Annotated in this window: 17 protein-coding genes; 3 read left to right on the top strand and 14 right to left on the bottom strand. The window is 66.3% G+C overall.

From position 1 onward, the window contains the following. Window positions 1–65 precede the first annotated feature (65 nt). Together AC3EO7_RS34700 and AC3EO7_RS34695 are read right to left on the bottom strand one after the other, a co-directional pair. Complete coding sequence (locus AC3EO7_RS34700; protein WP_435593494.1) at window positions 66–545, bottom strand: SRPBCC family protein; 480 nt, start codon at window positions 543–545, stop codon at window positions 66–68. Beyond that, window positions 542–1,435 (bottom strand): NAD(P)-dependent oxidoreductase, encoded by an 894-nt coding sequence (locus tag AC3EO7_RS34695; protein ID WP_431971458.1) that lies wholly within the window; start codon window positions 1,433–1,435, stop codon window positions 542–544. Before AC3EO7_RS34695 ends, AC3EO7_RS34700 begins: the two co-directional genes overlap by 4 nt. 139 nt (window positions 1,436–1,574) lie before the next feature. Between AC3EO7_RS34695 and AC3EO7_RS34690 the strand changes: the two genes are divergently transcribed. Together AC3EO7_RS34690 and AC3EO7_RS34685 are read left to right on the top strand one after the other, a co-directional pair. Beyond that, a complete protein-coding gene (locus AC3EO7_RS34690) occupies window positions 1,575–2,318 on the top strand; it encodes a GntR family transcriptional regulator (protein WP_431971459.1) in 744 nt (247 codons plus the stop codon). A 16-nt stretch (window positions 2,319–2,334) separates the two neighbouring features. Continuing rightward, window positions 2,335–2,517: a hypothetical protein gene (locus AC3EO7_RS34685; protein WP_431971460.1), complete on the top strand. Its 183-nt coding sequence runs from the start codon at window positions 2,335–2,337 to the stop codon at window positions 2,515–2,517. A 25-nt stretch (window positions 2,518–2,542) separates the two neighbouring features. Here the strand turns inward: AC3EO7_RS34685 and AC3EO7_RS34680 are convergent, their stop codons facing one another. Genes AC3EO7_RS34680 through AC3EO7_RS34660 form a run of 5 tightly spaced genes read right to left on the bottom strand, consistent with a single transcriptional unit; the run spans window position 2,543 to window position 6,797 of the window. Then, entirely contained in the window at window positions 2,543–4,183 is a 1,641-nt protein-coding gene (locus AC3EO7_RS34680; protein ID WP_431971461.1) for a long-chain fatty acid--CoA ligase, read from the bottom strand. Beyond that, window positions 4,177–4,437 carry a hypothetical protein gene (locus AC3EO7_RS34675; RefSeq protein WP_431971462.1) on the bottom strand — a complete coding sequence of 87 codons (261 nt, stop codon included), beginning with the start codon at window positions 4,435–4,437 and terminating at the stop codon, window positions 4,177–4,179. Before AC3EO7_RS34675 ends, AC3EO7_RS34680 begins: the two co-directional genes overlap by 7 nt. Window positions 4,438–4,452: 15 nt before the next feature. Next, window positions 4,453–5,304, bottom strand: coding sequence for an alpha/beta fold hydrolase (locus AC3EO7_RS34670; RefSeq protein WP_431971463.1), 852 nt, complete (start codon window positions 5,302–5,304; stop codon window positions 4,453–4,455). After that, window positions 5,301–6,215, bottom strand: a complete 915-nt coding sequence (locus AC3EO7_RS34665) for a VOC family protein (protein ID WP_431971464.1) — start codon at window positions 6,213–6,215, stop codon at window positions 5,301–5,303. The genes AC3EO7_RS34670 and AC3EO7_RS34665 overlap by 4 nt, the downstream gene beginning before the upstream one ends. Window positions 6,216–6,254: 39 nt before the next feature. After that, complete coding sequence (locus tag AC3EO7_RS34660; RefSeq protein ID WP_431971465.1) at window positions 6,255–6,797, bottom strand: VOC family protein; 543 nt, start codon at window positions 6,795–6,797, stop codon at window positions 6,255–6,257. Window positions 6,798–6,986: 189 nt separating this feature from the next. Here AC3EO7_RS34660 and AC3EO7_RS34655 point away from each other — a divergent pair, with 189 nt between their 5' ends. Then, a complete protein-coding gene (locus AC3EO7_RS34655; RefSeq protein WP_435593493.1) occupies window positions 6,987–7,382 on the top strand; it encodes a YciI family protein in 396 nt (131 codons plus the stop codon). Between the two features lie 16 nt (window positions 7,383–7,398). Here the strand turns inward: AC3EO7_RS34655 and dmpG are convergent, their stop codons facing one another. From dmpG to AC3EO7_RS34620, 7 genes are all read right to left on the bottom strand, one after another. Further along, entirely contained in the window at window positions 7,399–8,415 is a 1,017-nt protein-coding gene (gene dmpG / locus AC3EO7_RS34650; protein WP_435593492.1) for a 4-hydroxy-2-oxovalerate aldolase, read from the bottom strand. Continuing rightward, window positions 8,412–9,371 (bottom strand): acetaldehyde dehydrogenase (acetylating), encoded by a 960-nt coding sequence (locus AC3EO7_RS34645; protein ID WP_431971468.1) that lies wholly within the window; start codon window positions 9,369–9,371, stop codon window positions 8,412–8,414. The genes dmpG and AC3EO7_RS34645 overlap by 4 nt, the downstream gene beginning before the upstream one ends. After that, window positions 9,368–10,228: a 2-keto-4-pentenoate hydratase gene (locus AC3EO7_RS34640; RefSeq protein ID WP_435593491.1), complete on the bottom strand. Its 861-nt coding sequence runs from the start codon at window positions 10,226–10,228 to the stop codon at window positions 9,368–9,370. The genes AC3EO7_RS34645 and AC3EO7_RS34640 overlap by 4 nt, the downstream gene beginning before the upstream one ends. Before the next feature lie 739 nt (window positions 10,229–10,967). After that, window positions 10,968–11,396, bottom strand: coding sequence for a DUF6069 family protein (locus tag AC3EO7_RS34635; protein ID WP_431971470.1), 429 nt, complete (start codon window positions 11,394–11,396; stop codon window positions 10,968–10,970). Between the two features lie 154 nt (window positions 11,397–11,550). Further along, entirely contained in the window at window positions 11,551–13,266 is a 1,716-nt protein-coding gene (locus tag AC3EO7_RS34630) for a CocE/NonD family hydrolase (RefSeq protein ID WP_435593490.1), read from the bottom strand. 580 nt (window positions 13,267–13,846) lie between these two features. Beyond that, entirely contained in the window at window positions 13,847–14,464 is a 618-nt protein-coding gene (locus AC3EO7_RS34625) for a TetR/AcrR family transcriptional regulator (protein WP_431971472.1), read from the bottom strand. 251 nt (window positions 14,465–14,715) lie between these two features. Then, entirely contained in the window at window positions 14,716–15,411 is a 696-nt protein-coding gene (locus tag AC3EO7_RS34620; RefSeq protein WP_431971473.1) for a TetR/AcrR family transcriptional regulator, read from the bottom strand. Window positions 15,412–15,652 lie beyond the last annotated feature (241 nt).

The raw sequence follows: 15,652 nt of genomic DNA, 5'->3' as shown, positions 1-15,652 counted from the left end.
CCTCCCCCCCCCCCCCCCCCCCCCCCCCCCCCCCCCCCCCGCTACGGTTCGGTCTTGATGGGAAGTCAGGTCGCGGGCACCTCGACAGGTACTTCTCCGCGCGCGACGCGACGCATGGCGTTGAGCGTGGCGCCGACGGCCGCTATGTACTGGGTCGTCATCTCGGCGGCGTACGCCGACTCCTCGGGAGAACCGCTAGCGGCGCCGCCGAGCACCAGCGCGAAGCTGAACCGGAGAAACAGACCCTCCGCGTCCTCCTCGATGTCATTGGTGATCGTGCCGAGGACCGGACCCGAGAGGCGCGTGAACACCACCCGCCGCTCGGTCTCCAGAGCGATCCGCTCGGAATAGCGGTCGCCGAACAGATCGATCTCGCGATCGAAAGTCTCGTCGTCGAGGCGAGCGGTGACCTCGCAGTGCGTCATGGCCGGCACGAAGGGCAGCGCGTTGTTGGCCTTCATGGCCAGTCCCCGCCACACGGTGGTCCGATCGAGAGTGGGCTCGCCCGGCTCGTTGACCGGGAGGCGGTGGGTCACATAGATCATTTACTGACTCCTTGTGCGAGAGCGTCTTCGTGGGAAATCTGGTCGTGCACGCTGGCGATATCGAGCGCACCCCAGCCATCGACCAAGGCCTGGTCGAACACCGCTTTGGCCGCCTCGAACACCGGCCGACGCTCGCCGAGATCGTGCAGGTGCGCCTCGACTTGGTCGAGGATCTCCTGCAACGTCGCGATGGGCCCGGGGGCGGGCAGCCATGACCGGTGCGCCATGAGGGGACCTCGCTGCTGGAGCAGCGCCGAGCCCGCGATGGACGTCTCCAGGGTGCGCTGGACCATATCCAGGTCCAAGTTGTTGCGGCGGGCCAGCACGATCGCTTCCGCAGCCGCGACCGTATGGGTCGCCACGAGCATGGAGGAGATGTACTTCAGGTGGGTGCCGGTGCCGAAGTCACCGGTGATGACCCAGGGCCCCGAGATGGCATCCAGGACATCGGCCACTCGGTCGATCACCTCCGCTGCTCCAGAGGCGAAGACGGTGGCCAGACGCGGGCCGACCATTCCGGGACTACCACTGATCGGACAGTCGAGCATGGTGGCCCCGACGTGCTCGAGCTGACGCATCAGTTCGAGTTTCCTCGTGACCGGGATCGTGCTCATCTCGAGGTGGACCGTCCCGGGGCGCATCGTCGACAGCGTGCCCTCGGGCCCGCAGATGACGTGTTCGACGTCGTCCGCGGTCGGCAGGATCGACACGATGACCTCGCACGAGGCGGCCAGGTCCGCCGGCGATGACGCGACGGCGCCACCCGCGGCCCCGAGCTCGGGACACTCGATGCTCCGCCGGTACCCGACCACATCGAAGCCCCGATCCAGCAAGTTCTCAGCGATCGGAAGGCCCATCTTGCCCAGGCCGATCACCCCGATAGTTCTCACATTCGTCACATCCTCACGGGTTTTCGTGCGGGGAGGGGACGGCTTCGCAGACGTCACGACTCCCAAATACTGTATACACTTTACCTCGCCGACTCACGAAAGAGAAGGAATATGTATACACACCGCTTAAGCTATGGCTATGAGTCGGAAAGTGCTCGTCCCGCACATCACCAAAGTGGAGCTGCCCGAGGCACGCCAGGCGATCCCGCACGTGCACGCCTACCTGCGCGAGCGGATTCTCGACGGCACCCTGCGACCTGGGACGAAGCTCTCCCAGGTATCGCTGGCCGAGCAGCTCGGCGTCAGCCGGACGCCGTTGCGCGAGGTGCTGCGGATGCTGCAGGAGGAGGGCCTGGTCCAGATCGAACCGAACCAGCGCACCCGCGTCTCCGTACTCGACCCTCGCGAGCTCGACGAAATCTATGCGAGCCGAGTCGTGCTCGAGTCGCTGGCCGTGGCCATGACCGTGGACAACTTCGACGCCGAAGCCCGACAGCAGGCGGCTGAGCAGCTGGCGGCCATGCGAGCGGCCGCGGAGGCAGGCGAGACCGAGCGCTGGTTCGTCATCCACTCGGAGTTCCATCGCACGATCACCTGCGGCGCCGGCGACACCATGCAGAAGCAGTTGCGTCAACTGGCCGACCGGTGCGTCCGGTATATCCGGATCTACCAGGGTGGCGAGCCGAACAGCTGGCACAAGGCCGGTGATCGCGAGCACGCGCAGATTCTGTCCGCGCTGGAAGCGGGAACCAAAGCCGTGGCCCAAGCCCGCATGGCCAGCCACCTGGCCCACACCGCCGTCAAAGTGTTGAGCGATACCTCGCCCGACTACCAGCCGACCGCCGTGCCCTTGGCGCTGGAGATGGTCGGCGTTCCGGACTGACGGTGCGCGGGCCGCCATGAGCGGCAACGATCTTCGCGATGAGGTCGAAGTCAGGCCGGCGCCGCGGCAGCAACAGCTCGGGGCGGACCGCGCCGACCACACCACTCACGTGCTGCGCGTCCTGGCGCTGTGCGATCTGCCGGCCGCGCGGCGGATGCGGACCAACCCCGCGTCACCACTGACGGTGGTGAAGTGGTGACGCGGGGGTCACCGAGAGGAAGTGCTCAGCCGAGCATGGTGACTTCCAGGTCGCCGTCGGCGTACTGGCTGCGCAGCCGCTTCTTGTCGAACTTGCCCACGCTGGTCTTGGGAACCTCGGCGATGAACGTCCAGCGTTCGGGCAGCTGCCATTTCGCGAACTTGTCGGCCAGGAATTCGCGCAGCTCTTCGGGTTTCGCCTCGGCGGCCTCGGCGAGCACGATGGCCACCAGCGGGCGCTCGTCCCACTTCTCGTCCGGCACGCCGATCACGGCGGCCTCGGCGACCGCGGGGTGTTCCACCACGGCGTTCTCCAGATCCACCGACGAAATCCACTCCCCACCGGACTTGATCACGTCCTTGGAACGATCCACCAGGGTGAGATAACCGTCCTCGCTGATCTTCCCGACATCGCCGGTGCGCAGCCAGCCGCCGTCGAACTTCTCCGGATCCACCGGCGTGCCCTCCGGCGAGTAGTAGGAGCCGGTGATCCACGGGCCGCGCACTTCCAGCTCACCCAGCGACACACCGTCGTTGGCCACCACACTGCCGTCGTCCGCGACCAGACGGGCCTGCACGCCGGCGGGGAAACGCCCCTGCGTCACCCGGTAGGCCCACTTGTCCTCCTCGGTGACCGCGGTCGCGGGCGGATGCGCGACGCTACCCAGCGGCGAGGTCTCGGTCATGCCCCACGCGTGCAGCACCTGCACGCCGTGCTCGTCCTCGAAGGTGCGCATCATCGACGGCGGAACGGCCGAACCGCCCACCACCACCGCGCGCAGATGTGTGATGTCCTGCGGATTCGCCGCCAGCCCCGCCAGCACGCCACCCCAGATCGTCGGTACCGCGGCGGCGAAGGACGGCTGCTGCGCGGCCATGCACTCGAGCAGCGGACCCGGCTGCAGGAACCGGTCCGGCATCAGCAGATTCGACCCGGACATCAACGCCGCGTACGGCAGGCCCCAGGCGTTCGCGTGGAACAGCGGGACGATGGCCAGGATGGTGTCGGTGCCGTGCAGGCCCATGCCGTTGTTCGCGCCGACCTGCATGGCGTGCAGCCAGTTGGAGCGATGCGAGTACACCACGCCCTTGGGGTCGCCGGTGGTGCCGGAGGTGTAACACATTGCGGCAGCTGACCGTTCGTCGATCACCGGGAAGTCGCAGCTGTCCGGCTGGGCGGCCAGCAGTTCGGTGTAGGAGTGCACCTGCACGCCCTCGGGGGCCTGCAACGCGGACGCGTCGCCGTTGGCGACGATGACGTGGCGCACCGTCTTCAGGTTCGGCAGGTACTGGGCGAACATCGGCACCAGGGTGCCGTCCACGATGACCACCTGGTCCTCGGCGTGATTGGCCACGTAGACCAGCTGCTCGGGGAACAACCGGATGTTCAGCGCATGCAGCACCGCCCCCATCGCCGGCACCGCGATATAGGCGACCATATGCTCGTTGTTGTTCCACATGAAGGTGCCGACGCGATCGCCGACACCAATTCCCAAGCCGCGCAACGCATTTGCCAGACGCGCCGATTCGGCGCCCAGCTCGCGGTATGTCATGGTGCGTACGCCGGTCCCAGTCCAGGTCGATACGGTGGAATCGCCCATGAACGTCGATGCGTAGCGCAGCAACGTGGCCAGCGACAACGGCTCGTCCTGCATGGTGCTCAACATCGGAACTCCTCTTTTCTCCAATGACTTCCCGCTCGGAAAGCCAAGTCGGTATCGGCCACCTTCGGGGTCTGCGACGTGATCCCGTAGAGCAACCCGATCCATCGGATCACTTCGGGATACAGAATCGGCTTGCCGCTGGTGAGCACGGCACACGACAGCGGACGCTCAGGGTCGGCCCAGGCCACGTTGTCGGTGAAGCCGAGATCACCGAAAGCACGCGTGGTGTCGGAATTCTCGAAGGCCCCCGCGAGCACGGGGGCTCAGCCAGGTCAGGCCTCGGACAGGAACGGTTCCACGACGCCGAGGAACTCGGCGGTCTTCTCGATCATGGTCCAGTGGCCGCAGTTGCCCAGCACGTGCAGCCGGACGTCTGGAAGGAGTTCCAGCAACGCCCCCGAGGATTCCTTCCACGGCACGACCCGGTCGTCCCGCCCGTGGATCATGAGGGTCGGCTGCGCCACCCGGGTCAGCTCGGCACCGGACAGGGCGAGGTCGTCGACCCAGCGTTGGCGCGGTTCGGGGAACATCGCTTCCCAGGATTTCGCGATGGTGGGCTCGGCACTTGCCCCGTATCGCATCTCGACCAGCTGATCGGTGATCAGCCCCCGGTCGAAGGCGAACAGCCCGATGATCTCGCGCATGTTCTCCATTCCCGGCCGATAGCTCCAGACCGTGTCGAGCCCTTGCGGTAGCGCCATCGCGACACCCATCGAGCCCATGAGGACGAGGCGGCGAACGGCCTGGGGACGCTCGGCCGCGAGCGAAAGGGCGATTGCCCCGCCCATCGAGTTGCCGATGATGTCGAAGGTCTCGATGCCGAGTTCGTCCATCAGCGCGAGTGCGTGCCGGGTCCACGCCTGCCGACCCCACGTGCGCGGCTCACCGGTGGCTGTGCCACCGAAGCCCAGCTGGTCGGGGGCGATGACACGCCGGGTCTGCGACAGGGACGGCAGTACGGGACGCCAGTTGGCCGCGGCGCTGACACCGGGACCGGATCCGTGCAGGAGCAGCAGCGGCGGCTGCGCGCTCTCGCCGCTGGGCTCCCCGGTGTCGATGACGGCGGTACGCACCCCCTCGACCTCGCGGATCGTTGCGGTCGGCTGATCGCTGGTGACGGTCACTTGCTAGCTCCTTGTCGGTGTGGAATGGGTTCGGTCATCGGGGCCGGACGCTGCGTCGACACTCGCTTGACCGGGCCGAGCCACATATCGATCGAACCGGGTTCGTCCGGATCGAACGTGCGCGGTCGCCAGGCCGCATCGTCCTCGATGCGACGCACACCGAACGAGTACTCGTAGGTGAAGCCCTCGGGGCCGAGAAAGTAGAGGAACACCGCTGTCGACTGCGGGTGGCGACCAGGACCCATTTCGATCTGGACGTCGTGCTCTTGCAGGAAGTGCCAGGAACGGAACACGTCGTCGATGGACTCGACCTGAAAGTTCATGTGGCACAGACCAGCGCTCTCACCCTGGAATACGGCCAGCTTGTGGTGCACGGGATCGATCCGCATCAGGCACGCGGCGTTGCCGATCCAATCCGAGACGCGGGCGTTGAAGTGCCCATTCCAGAACCGGTAGGCCTCGTGCACATCCGGGGCGTCGAGGCAGAGGTGCCCGAACTCCGTGATGCCGGCAGGCCGAGTGAAAGCGACCGGGCGGGTGATCGTTTCCTGCTGGCTGACCAGCTCGATGCGATTGCCGAAGGGGTCGTCGAAGCCGATGAACTCGGCCACGCGCCGCGAACGAGCCTCTTGTTTCGACCCACGCCGCACCGCGAAACCAGCCCGCTCGAGATCGCTCTCGGCCGCCTCCAGCGCATCCGTGTCGGCGACAGTGAACCCGGAGGCCAGGACCCCCGACACCCCTTCGACCAGAGCGAGACAGTGGTGGCGGGAGTCGGCGCGAAGGTGCGCGACGCCCGGTTCGGTCTCGCCGGCGAGCTCGAGACCGACGATGCGAGTCGCGAAGTCGACGGCCGTCCTGAGATCTGCGACTCCTGACCGCACGTAGGCGATGTCGGTCAGCGTGATCATGGGTTTCCTCTCCGGTGGAACCTTGCCGAACGCGCGCTGTCAGGAGTCGATCGCGTCCGGGATGAGGTTCTTCACCAGCCCCGGCTGCAGATAGCCGGTCTCCCCGTACCGAGCGACCAGCGCCGCGTTGTCGGCCAGCAGCTTCTCGATCGGTTCGGTGAGGTCGATCGCCGCCAGGAATGGCTGGCGGGCGGGCAGCCCGGTCTGCCAGTACACCTCGCACCGGTTGCCCTCGGGATCGAAGAAGTAGATTCCGAACGCGTTGCCGTGCGTCACGATCATGTCGAAGTCGACGTCGTGCTCGATGAATCTGCGGTGGAACTCGAGCAGTTCGGTCAGATGATTGACCCGGAACGAGACCTGCTGAATGAGCTTGGTGTTCTCGTCGGCGCGCGCCACGGTCCGGCCTTCGACGAGCTGGAACTCATGGTGCTCGAAGTTCGGTCGGGCACTGAAGAATCGCATGCCCAGATTCAGATCCTCGTCGGTGACAATCAGTCCGAGGACATCGCGGTAGAACGCTGTGCTGGTCTCCAGGTCAGTGCAGAAAACTCCGAAATGACCGAGTTCGGCGATCGGCATGGTGAACCTTCCTTCCCATGGTTGGCGGCCGAGTCATGTGGTGGTCGATGAACAGCGCCTCGAACGGCTCGGCCGAGAAGTCCGCGTGCGGCGTCACTCCTGTTCGTTCTTGTCGACCGTAATGTGTATGCACTTTTAATGTCAAGGTTCTTCTGGAGTTTTCGGGCTCAAATTGCATACAGTTCTGGGATGAATTCCATGCCCCCCGCCACCGATCACGACGCTCCGGATCTCTCACGGCTCCTGGGACGGGATTACTGGATGGTCACCTCGACACCGGTAGACGGGACGACCGCCGAGGACATTGCCGCCCTCGTCCCGGAACACATCGCCTGGCTGCTGGACCTCGAGGAACGCCACCTCGTCTTCCTGTCCGGTCCCCTCGTCAGCGGCCCCGACGTCGGCCCGGGATCGGGCGTCACGGTCTTACGCGCCTCCGACGAGGCCGAGGCGATCTCCCTTGCGTCAGCGGATCCCTTCGTCACGGCGGGTCTGCGAACCTTCGTTGTTCATCAGTGGCGCCTCAACGAGGGCAGCGTCTCGATGCGCCTGTCGCTCGGTCGCGGTACCTACGAATGGCAGTGAGCGAGTTGAGCCTTCCCTATGAGGTCGGGGCGGCCGTCAGGTCCAGGGCGATGTCGATGATCATGTCTTCCTGTCCACCGACGAGCCCGCGCCTGCCGACCTCGAGCAGGATGTCACGCACGTCGATGCCGTAGCGCTCGGAGGCGGCTTCCGCGTGGCGCAGGAAACTCGAATAGACGCCCGCATAACCGAGTGTGAGGGTCTCGCGGTCCACGCGGACCGGCCGGTCCTGCAACGGACGAACGAGGTCGTCGGCAGCGTCCTGAAGGGCGAAGAGGTCACATCCGTGCTTCCAGCCGTACAGGTCGGCCACGGCGACGAACGGCTCGATGGGACAGTTGCCTGCGCCCGCGCCGTGGCCTGCCAGCGAAGCATCGACCCGGGTCACTCCTTCCTCGACCGCCACCACGGAGTTGGCCACCGACAGCGACAGGTTCTCGTGCGCGTGAATGCCGATCTCCGTTGTCGGGGTGAGCACCTCGCGATAGGCGCGAACGCGCTCCCGGACCCCGTCCATCGTCAGCCGTCCCCCGGAGTCGGTGACATACACGCAGTGTGCGCCATAGGACTCCATCAGCGCCGCCTGCTTCGCCAGCTCGTCGGCCGGGGCCATGTGGCTCATCATCAGGAAGCCGGACACGTCCATGCCGAGCTCGCGGGCCGTGGCGATGTGCTGCGCGGAGACGTCGGCCTCGGTGCAGTGCGTGGCCACGCGGACGGACCGGACGCCGAGGGAGTACGCCTGCTTCAGGTCATCGATGGTGCCGATTCCCGGCAATAGCAACGTGGTCAAGCGAGCGTGCTCGATAGCGGCCGCGGCGGCTTCGATCCACTCCCAGTCGGTGTTGGAGCCTGGTCCGTAGTTGAGGGAGCCGCCGGCCAGGCCGTCACCGTGCGCGACCTCGATGCCATCGACACCGGCGGCATCGAGCGCGGCCACGATCGCGGCGACATTCTCCGGTGTGATGCGGTGCCGGACGGCATGCATCCCGTCACGCAGCGTCACATCCTGGATGAACAGGTTGGCGGTCATCGGGTTTCGTCCTTCCGCTGGGCGATGCGCTCGGCCATCCGCACGGCGGCAGAGGTCATGATGTCGAGGTTTCCGGCGTAGGCCGGCAGGTAGTGGGCGGCGCCCTCGACCCCGAGGAACACCGACACCTGATGGGTGGGCGCGGTGTCGGTGTCCTCGCGCAGCAATGTGTGCACCGGTTGGCCGTCCGGGATCGGGCTGATCTGGACCGCCTGCTCGAGCCGGTACCCGGGCACATAGGCGGCCACTTCGCCGACCATCTTCTGCACCGATGCGGTGATCTCGGCATGGACCGCCGCGCCGGGTGCTCGAACGAGGCACAAGACGGTGTCGCGCATGATCAACGGCGGCTCGGCGGGGTTGAGGATGATGACGGCCTTACCGCGCTCCGCTCCCCCGACGCTGGTGATGGCATGCGAAGTGGTTTCGGTGAACTCGTCGATGTTGGCGCGCGTGCCCGGGCCTGCCGACTTCGAGGCGATGGACGCCACGATCTCCGCGTACGCGACCGGCACAACCCGCGCGACGGCCGCCACGATCGGGATCGTCGCCTGACCACCGCAGGTGACCATGTTGACGTTCGCGGCGTCGATGTGTTCCTCGATGTTGACCGCGGGAACCACGAACGGTCCGATCGCCGCCGGGGTGAGGTCGATGAGTCGCTTGCCGTACGGCGCCAGTTTGTCCGCGTTGGCCTCGTGCGCCTTGGCCGATGTCGCGTCGAAGACGATCTCGATCTCGTCGAATCCGGCCATGCCGATCAGGCCCTCGACGCCGTCGGCCGTGACGGGTACGCCGCAGCGGGCCGCGCGCGCCAGGCCGTCGGAGTCCGGGTCGATGCCCACCATGGCGCCCATCTCCAGGTGTTTCGAGAGCCGCAACACCTTGATCATCAGGTCGGTGCCGATATTCCCGGACCCGATGACGGCGACCTTGGACTTGCCTGCGCGGGTCATGCTGCCTCTCCTGCGTAGATGCTGGTGGCCCTGCTGGGGGTTGCGCCACCTGCGAAGCGGGCCTGGACCACGCCCAAGCCGCTGATCTCGGCGATAACGTGATCACCGCCGACCACCGGCGCCATCGGGCCCAGCGCGCCCGAGAGGATGATCTGGCCGGCCCGTAGCGGATCGCCGAATTCCCGGGCGGTCCGGGCGAGCCACCGCAGGGCTTCGAGCGGGTCGCCGAGGCAGGCGGAACCGGCGCCGGTGGACACTTCACGACCGCCGATCCGCATGCTCATGGTGACGTCGACCGGTCGGAACTCGTTCAGGTCGCGGCGGGCGCCGCCGATCACGAACAGGCCGCTCGACGCGTTGTCGGCGACAGTGTCCCCGTACGTGATGTCCCACCCGGCGATGCGGCTGTCGACGATCTCCAGGGCGGGCGCGGCGTACGCGACCGCACCACGTACGGACTCGATATCGAGCGGTCCGTCGTCCAGGTCCCTGTCCAGGACGAAGGCGACCTCCGCCTCGACCTTCGGCTGGAGCAGCCGGTCCATCGCCACGACCTGCTCCTCCGAGCACTGCATGTCGGCGAAGAGGACACCGAAGTCCGGCCGGTCGACGCCGAGCTGGGCCTGGACTGCCGGTGAGGTCAGACCGATCTTCCGACCGACCATGATGGCGCCGCCGTCGAGCCGGGCGGAGGTGAGGCGCTCCTGGACGGCGTAGGCGGCGCCGACATCGGTGCTGCCGATCAGGTCACGGACCGGCGCACAGGGCTGCCGGTTCGCTGCTGCTCGGATGAGGCGGGCCGCGGCAGCCTCGACAACGTCGGGCCCGGATCCCGGGCTGTTGTTCACGAAGGACATGGGACACACCGTGACCCATCGATGTGCAACGTGGCGACGGTTGAGTTCCGGTGAGCCGAACTCGATCACAGATTGCCCAACGCGCGGTCGACGAAGTCGTTCCTGATTTCCGCAACGAGATTTCGCGTTCAAAGCTCAGAGGCCGAGCCCGACGTTGTGAAAGCGTCCTTTTCGGCACACTCGGAATGTAGCTGTAGCACTTCGCGATCCGGTTCATTACAGCAATGCGCCGCATCGCACGAATGCCATTGCCCCGGAGAGAGTTCGCTACGCCCATCCAGGGGCACGGTCGGCAATCAGCATGTGGGGTGTTCGAGTCGAGTTCGGCTGGATCTCGAACTGGTGGGCACAGGGAGGGATTCAGCTCCGACCGTGCCCATCAGATGCTGCAGCAGGCGGCATCGGTCATGTTTGTTCATCGCCAGAGCCGCTGACAAGGCATGGGCCGCAATGCTTCGCGCATATCGTGATCGATTTGAATTGTTGCCAGTCTCAGCTCATACATTGCCTTCGCAAAAGTGTGTGCTGCTACGGAGTCGGCTCGGTAGTGCATCGGCGGCCAACCCGGGAATCGGACTGTGAGATGGCACTGCATTACTCCACCTCACGTGCCTTCCGCAGCGGTTCATGGGCACCGCGACGGTCCTCGTCGACTTCGGCGTACCTCGAGGTGGCGCCGTCGAGTTGGACGGCGGGCCGGTCGGGGTGACGCGCCGCGAAGTCCACCATGATCGCCGCGCTACCGCGTTCCGGGCCGATCGCCGCTTCCGAGGGCCAGGAGCGGAACGAGTACGACGGCGACTGCCAGGTGCATCAGGGCGAGTGTGGCTTTGGTGCTGCCCGAAGCCTGGACGTACGCCATGGGCGCGAGCGACACCAGCAACACGGTGACGGCCACTCGGGTCCAGACGGCCGGGGCCCGGTCGGTCAACCGGTCCAGCCACTTGCGCGCCGCCGAGGCGAGCAGGGAGACTACGAGCGTGCTGCCCACGACGAGGGGCAGGCCGACGACCTGGGCCGGCCGTCCGTTGCGGGTATCGACGCGAAGTTCGACGCCGAGGCCGCGGGCTGCGGCCCACAGCAGGGCTGTGGCCAGGACGGCGCCGCCGACCGCGCACGCGTAGCGGAGGAGGCTCGGGCTGGGCCTGCGGGTGGATGTAGTGGTCATCAGTTCACTCCAAAAGAGGTTGGGACTGTCTTGCCTGGGCGGGGGCGCCGCGGCGAGGGGTATCGAGGCCACGCCGGTCCCGGCCGGGGGCACACAGGGAAGGTGATCGAAGACGAGCGGACCGCAGGATCGCCGCGGCCGGAGGGCATCCCGTTCATTCGTCGTCCAGGATCGGAAGGAACAAGCGTGAGTTGGAGTGCACCGTGTTGACGCAGGCCATGCCGACGGGGGCGTGACTGAACAGCAGCATGGGCTGGAAGTCCTCGCGATTGTCGTCGCTGGTGAGGATCAGCCGGATGCGGTGCCCGCGCTGGAACCGGCGGGCGTTGGCGACCAGCGGGATCCGGTAGTCGACCGGCTCGCCGGGAGGGACGGGAATCCGCGCCTGCATCGGGAGAACGGGCCTGCCCGTCTCACTCGCGTCCTCGTCGACGTGGCGCATGCTGGCGCGCAGCCAGCCCTGGGTGATGTCGATGGACGTGCCGTCCGGGCCGATGTCTTGCAGGAGCAGGATCCATCCCGTGTCGGCCTGACTGCTGGTGGCGGTGAGCCGTAGCTCGGGGTGACCGACCATGTCGAGGTCGCCGGGAAGGGGGTCGCTGATCCAACTCAGCTGGGCGGGCATGGCATTCGCGCCGTCCGTGGCGTAGCTGCGCTCGCCCGGCCGCTCGTCGGCCGTGAGCGAACCGTCGGCGTTGAGGCACAGGGCGATGTGGATGGCCGGTGGGGGCCAGGAGTCGGCAGTGTGCCACCGTTCGGCCCCGGGCAACCAGTAGCGGATGGCAGGGCCTTCGAGAATGCCGGTGTCCCGGCCCTTGAGCCAGTGGTCGAACCAGGCGAGGGCCTCGATGTGCATGCTTTCCCATGGCCAGGGCAGGCTGTGCTCTCCGAGCATGGTCATGCGCACGTGCGGATTGCGGGCGAGGGCCTCCCAGGCTTTGAAGAGACCGGGCAGATGGAGAGGGACGTTGGACCACTCGCCGCCGAGGTAGACGGGAATGTCGACACGGGAAAGCAATTCGGTCAGGTCACGCTCGTCCCACCACTCGTCCCGAACGGGGTGCTCGGCCACTGCGTTCAGCAGAGCGCCCCATGGGTGGGCATCGTGGCGCAAGCGGCTGACCAGCTGCAGGCCGTGGTGCACCTGGACGGCGTCGGCGTGGCGGAACCGGTGGTGGACGGCGGGAATGGCGAGAACTTTGCGCAGGAGACGGGACAGACCCTTGCGGTAGAGACGGTCGCCGTGGGCGGACAGGACGCCCAACGCGCGGAACCAGGGGGTAACGAAAGCCTCGCTCAACAGGCCGTTGTGGTAGCTGGCTTCCCACGCTTGGACGGTGACGTTGAAGGGAAACAGGGCCTTGAGGTGAGGCGGTCGCTGGGTGGCCGCCTCCATCTGGGTCATGGCGTAGTAGCTGATGCCGATCATGCCTACGTTCCCGTCGCACCACGGCTGCCCGGCGACCCACTCGACCAGGTCGAACAGGTCCTTGCGCTCCTGCTCGTCGAAGAAGGTGTAGGTGCCGCCCGAGCCCACCGTGCCGCGAAGGTTGGCGATGACATGGGCGTAACCGCGCGGCACCCAGAAGTCACTGGCGCCTGCCTCGATGATGGCCGCGGGGGCGCCCAGGTCCTGGAGCTGGCGCGGGTAGGGGGCCGCCGCGATGAGGGTGGGGAACCTGCCTTCCGCGTCGGGCCGGTGAATGTCGGCCAGGAGCCGGGTGCCATCTCGGACCGGGACGGGCACATTGTCCTCACGGGTCGTCCTGTGCTGGGCCGAGGACAGATTGCGGTACTGACGACCGGTGGTCTGCGGTCCGTTGAGCTGACGCTGGCCAGGCTCCACTCCAGCAGCCTTGAATCGGACCATGGCACTCCATTTCCACGTGTACTGAAATTAACTGGGCTCACCGTACGCGCGCCTGCTCGCTACGGGCAAGGGTAATTTCAATAGGTCATGAAAATACGGTGTCCGACGGGCGCCGCCCGGGTGGCCGCTTGCCTACGAGGTGTTCGCCGGGAGCTCGCCGCCACCGGGGCACACGTTCAGCGCGGCGGGGCTGAGGGCGGGAAGGCGCTTGACGATCAGTTCGCGAGCCCGGCTGGCCGACTGAGGCTGTACGGCGCAATGCCCGCCGCCTTGGCCGGCTGCGGCTAGTACGGCACTATGCCCGCCCGCTTGGCCGCCGCTCCCCGCTCGCGAGTGCCGTCGAAACGGCGCCGGAGCCTCCAGGGACGGGACCGTCGCGAGCCCGGTGACCTGTCGTTGTCGTACACGTCGGAACCGTGAACGCCCCAGGGAAGCCGAGGTCACGGACCGGAACGATGCATCGTCCTCGCAGGCCATCCCATGGAGGGGGTGGAAGATTTCGGGACACCGGCTACCGGCGGTCTGCACTGGAAACTCGCGGACCGGCGGGCGATGTCCCACGTCGAGCAGTCGCTTGCGGTCAGACGTTCCCTGGGATGTCCCCGCCCAGGGCGCCCGTGAGGTAGTGCTGCACAGTCGGCGCGATCAGCCGGATGACCTGCTCCGAGGGGATGTCGGCAATACGGTCGAGCGCCCAGACGTAACGTGTCATCGCCAGGCCGACGATCTGCGTGGAGACCAGATCTGCGCGCAACTCGGCCTCATCGTGAGAAAGGCTCGCCGACACGACCTGCAGGACGAGCGCGGAGAAGACGGAGCGGAGTCGCTCCATGGCGAAGGGCTCGTGACTTGCCGCGAGGATGATCGAACGCAGAACCTCCGCGGTGGCCGGGTCGTCCCACATGCGCAGCGCCGCCTCCACGAAGGCCCGCCCGCGCTCGTCCAGCGGCACCTTGGCGGCTTCGGCAATGGCCTCACCGAAGGCATCCGGCGGCTCCAGCGCCGCCTTCAGCAGTCCCGTCTTGTTGGAAAAGTAATAGTTCACCAGGGTGGGGTCCACATCGGCGGCCTGAGCCACCGACCGCAACGAGGTCCCGCTGTATCCCCGCTCGGCGAAGGACTTGCGGGCGGCTGTCAGGATGCGGTCCGCCTGCGTGCCACGTTCCCCGCGCGGACCCCTTCCTGCTCGTGCCGCCATGCCCCGCTGTCCCCTTTTTGCCCGTTCTACGAGCACGCGTGAATACCTGCCGATGCCGCTTCAGCACCCGCTGAAACGTATTTCAGCATACCGTGAAATTGCAACCAGGGACGGAACCCCAGCACGACCCGGGCCACTGCCGGGCAGATCGGCTCGGCATCGTCAGCCTCTTCGGCCGCGGCCCGGCCGCCGCGAGTGCGTCGCCGCCACATGGTCACGGACGCACACCGAACGAGTCCGCCGGACCACGGTCATCCGTCCGGCAGTTCTTCCGGCGTCCCCTCCGCGTCGGTGATGATCTTGGTCACCGCGGCAACAAGCGGGCCTTCGGGATCACTGAGACGCGGCAACGAGCTCCTATCCACCAACAGAGATCCAAGAGTGAGATCTACCAGTTCAGCACCGACCTGCTCGGCGGAGCTACGCCCTTCCGGATCGAACCACGTCCACGCCCATTGCGCCGCACCGAAGATGAGCAGGGTCCGGACACTTCCATCGACAGGCCGGAACTCGCCGGAAGCAACGCCCGATTCGAGCACGCCGCGCATGATTCCGATGTAATACCGGCGCAACTTACGCCCCTCGGCAGTCTCGTCCTGCTCAGCGAACCGCGCGACCTCACGCTGGAACGCGACAGTCCGATTTCTATCGCGCACCTGATAGAGCATGGAGGCGTGCAACAGTCCGGCCATCCGTTCGGTAGGCGTGGAAAACTGCGAAATGATGCGCTCCGCCTCATCGATACGCTGCCGCATATAGGAAATATGCAAGGCTTCCAGCAACCGCGCCTTCGTGCCGTAATGATGCACGATCAAGCCCTGCGAGATACCCAACTCCCTTGCTACACCACTGAAGCTGGTCCCGTCGTAGCCCTTCTCGGCAACATGGCGCGTGAAAGTATCCAGAATCGCACCCGACTTGCCCGGCTCAGCCGCACGCCTACTCACCCGGTACCACCCCTCCTCGTCCGAATTCCGGCACACTCTAGTGTCCACTGACCGCTCAGCCCCAGTCGTTGACTGAGTGCGCAGTCAGTACTAGCATTATGCGCCGAGTCACAGCCGTGATCTCGTTGTATCAATCATTCATCTACTTTCGAGCAGTCAACTATGCAACGGCACGCCTATTCAGCTGAGGTCGCGATCGAGCAACAAGCCTCAGATCTGCACATACGAGCCCACCTCCGCG

This window comes from Nocardia sp. bgisy118 (genome assembly GCF_057708605.1).
This window is presented reverse-complemented; position numbering and strand designations above follow the sequence as displayed.